3 protein-coding genes and 1 pseudogene are annotated in these 3,126 nt (G+C 49.5%); all 4 read left to right on the top strand.

Annotation, left to right across the window (positions count from 1 at the left end):
- A pseudogene (locus tag L696_RS0108695) lies at positions 1-221 on the top strand (protein-(glutamine-N5) methyltransferase, release factor-specific); the annotation flags it as partial.
- Positions 222-296: 75 nt separating this feature from the next.
- The gene (locus L696_RS0108690; protein WP_025683303.1) at positions 297-1,490 is read left to right on the top strand and encodes an FtsW/RodA/SpoVE family cell cycle protein; all 1,194 of its coding nucleotides are present in this window, start codon (positions 297-299) and stop codon (positions 1,488-1,490) included.
- 253 nt (positions 1,491-1,743) lie between these two features.
- Positions 1,744-2,436, top strand: a complete 693-nt coding sequence (gene spoIIR / locus L696_RS0108685; protein ID WP_025683302.1) for a stage II sporulation protein R — start codon at positions 1,744-1,746, stop codon at positions 2,434-2,436.
- A gap of 182 nt (positions 2,437-2,618) precedes the next feature.
- Positions 2,619-3,126 (top strand): L-threonylcarbamoyladenylate synthase (locus L696_RS0108680; RefSeq protein WP_025683301.1); only part of this gene is annotated, 508 nt, incomplete at its 3' end.

Genomic DNA, 3,126 nt, shown 5'->3' with positions numbered 1-3,126 from the left:
TGGCGCTGGATGGCGGGCCTGACGGGCTTGGCCCGTATCGAGCGATGCTGGAGCAGCTTGGGCTGCTTCAGGCCCCGCCGCGGCTGATCGGGTTCGAGCTGGGCATGGGACAGGCCAGAGACGTGGCTGGACTGCTGGAGCAGGCAGGTCATTGGAATACGATTCTGATCGTTCCGGACCTTGCTGGAATCGAACGCCATGTCCTGGGCGTTGCGGAATAATGCTGCATTTTCTTTTTGCGAGTCTTTCCTTTAGAATAAAAGGAGTATGACCGAGAAACGGCTCAGGGGGAAATCATGCTTCAGAAATTGAAAAAAATTGACGGTCCGGTTATCTTCATTCTGGTTTTGCTGATGGCGATTAGTATCATAACGGTGTATAGCGCGGGTAGAGGCCCTACCAACATAGCGGATCACGGTTACGACTACCAGAAGATGATTGGGTACTATATATTGGGTTTTGTGGCTGTTTTGGGTTTAGCGTTGGTCGATTTTCGGATATTCATTAAAAAAGCGCTGTATGTATATGGCGGCGGAATATTCCTGTTGGGTCTCGGTTTTTTTGGCGGGACGGTTAACAACTCTCAGGGCTTTTTGAAAATTGGTGGCTTGAACCTTCAGCCTGCTGAGGTGTTTAAGCTGGTGCTTATTATTTTTCTGGCTTATATGCTGATAAAGAAGCGCAAGAGCAAGCTTTATTTTATACAGGATGTACTTCCAGTTGCTTTAGTGAGCTTTGTCCCGTTCGCTATGGTTATGGCGCAAAATGACTTGGGTAATGCGCTCGGTTACATTGTCATCGTTCTCGGGATGCTGTGGATCGGTAATGTAAAAGCTTCCCATGCGTTGATCGGATTTACGATTTTTGCAGTCGCCGTAGGCGGCGGGATCAAAGCGTATATTTCCTTCCACGATCAGATTGATACCTTTATGAAGGGCATTGGCCGTAGTCACTGGGTAGAGCGTCTGGACCCTTGGCTGGTACCGGAAGAAGCGACAGCGAAGGCATCTTATCATACGAAAAATGCCAAGTTGGCCATTGCCTCTGGTGGAATGATGGGCAAAGGCTTTTTGCAGGGGACTTCGGTGCAATCTGGTCGTGTTCCTTACACCTATGCGGATTCTATTTTTGTGGTCGTAGCGGAGGAATTTGGCTTTGTGGGCTCATCGGTGTTGCTGCTGTTATACTTTATTTTGATACACCGTATGATCCTGATCTCGCTGGAATGCCGTGATCGGGCTGGACCTTATCTTATCGTCGGCATTGTGTCCATGCTGCTGTATCAGATTTTTGAGAATATCGGCGCGTTTTTGGGCATCATGCCACTGACGGGGATTACGCTCCCTTTTATAAGCTATGGGGGTACGTCGTTGCTCATTAATATGGCTAGTATTGGCCTGGTTATGAGTATCAAGGTACACGGTCAGGAGCTGGAGGACGATCTGCCACAGCCATCCAGAATGAACTTGACGAAGGCGAAAAAAGCTTAATGCCATGCTTCTAAATGGATGCGAATTGATATTTATGGTGAGTAAAAATAGTGAAGTACCAAGGGTCCAGATTGTGAAATCTGGACTTTTTCGTATTCGCGGGTTACTCCGAAGCTTCGGCCCAGATCCATGTGCTCGATGTAGGTATATGGGGTGTTTTTAAAATAGTCTTGAACATTTTACGAGATTCATAGGTTTAGCCTCTCCCAAACCGGACAGACTGATAGACATGATAGAGTTTGGGGGGATTGGGATGAGAAGCTGGACCAAGCAAGCTGCAATGATACTATTTTGTATTTCGATATTAATGATGTCGTGGGAAGGTCAAAAAACAGATGCCGCCATGACACCAGGGTCAAGAGGGCCTGTAGGGGCAGGGATGGCCACGACAGGAGCTGGCGTCATTCCGCATGATTCCATCCGATTGCGTATTTTGGCCAATTCGGATCGCCCGGAGGATCAGTTGGTAAAACGTGAAATAAGGGATTCCATCGTACAACAGATGGATGCGTGGGTGGGCAAGCTGGAAAACCCGCAAAGTTTGGAGCAAGCCAGAGTGCTGATTGCTGCTCATTTACCCGAAATTGACCGTTTAGTAGGCGCGGAACTAGCTCGACGGGGCATTTCGTACGACCATCAGGTGGAATTGGCAAACGTACCTTTTCCGACCAAGATGTACGGTGGGCTTGTTTATCCGGCAGGAGATTATGAAGCGCTTCGGGTTACGCTGGGACAAGGCAAAGGGCAAAATTGGTGGTGTGTGCTGTTTCCTCCCTTGTGCTTTATTGATGCGGGCAGTGGTGAAGCAGCAGCACAAGCGGTCTCGGCAAAAGCGGACCAAGGAGGCGGACGGACGAATGCTGCTGACAAGGAGCTGGAAGTACGGTTTTTTCTATGGGATGCGCTGACGGGGCTGTGGGGATGGGTGAGTGGTCTTTTTGCCTAATTGTCGTGAGCTGTAGAAAAGAGAACAACGGGTGGATGATTCCGGTATGTTATAATGAAATATAGGTTTTACAGCTATGAGACATGGACAGATTCGGTTCAGGTAAGCCGCCAAGGTAAGTTCTTTGACGATAGAGCAAACTGAACAGGACTGTATGACAATAACGTATGGGATGATCTGATATGAGCGATAAATCGAATCAAATACAAGGTTTGTGCGGAGAGTCTGTGCAAAAGGAAAAATGTGAATCGGTACTGGATGAACAGGGGCTTCATGAGCTAAAGCCGCCGTTGGCGGCTTCCCATACGAATTGGTGGGACGTCAGAGGCTTGGTGGTTAAAGGGGATTTCTCTAGTGAAATGTTATCTGGACAAGCCCTTATCGCGGCGGAAAAAGGCATTCGTGAGGCTGCTGTGCTACTGCAAACAGGAGGGACGGTAGCGTTCCCTACCGAGACGGTGTATGGCTTGGGCGCAGATGCGCGTAGCACGGAAGCGGTAGAATCGGTATTCGCCGCCAAAGGGCGTCCTTCCGATAATCCGCTGATCGTACATATTTCCGACCCTGCCCAGCTGGATGGCATGGTAACGGAAGTGAATGATACGGCGCGGGCGCTGATGGATGCGTTCTGGCCGGGACCGCTAACGCTGGTGCTGCCCGTGATGCCGCAAGCACTATCGCCCTGTGTAA

It is taken from the genome of Paenibacillus maysiensis, assembly GCF_000520815.1.
In the GTDB taxonomy this organism is placed as follows: domain Bacteria; phylum Bacillota; class Bacilli; order Paenibacillales; family Paenibacillaceae; genus Paenibacillus; species Paenibacillus maysiensis.
Note: the sequence above shows the minus strand (reverse complement) of the source record. Positions and strands in the feature narration are given on the sequence as shown.

Coding starts and splice junctions, on each gene's coding strand:
- L696_RS0108690 (WP_025683303.1), top strand. CDS start 297: ATGCTTCAGAAATTGAAAAAAATTGACGGTCCGGTTATCTTCATTCTG.
- spoIIR (WP_025683302.1), top strand. CDS start 1,744: ATGAGAAGCTGGACCAAGCAAGCTGCAATGATACTATTTTGTATTTCG.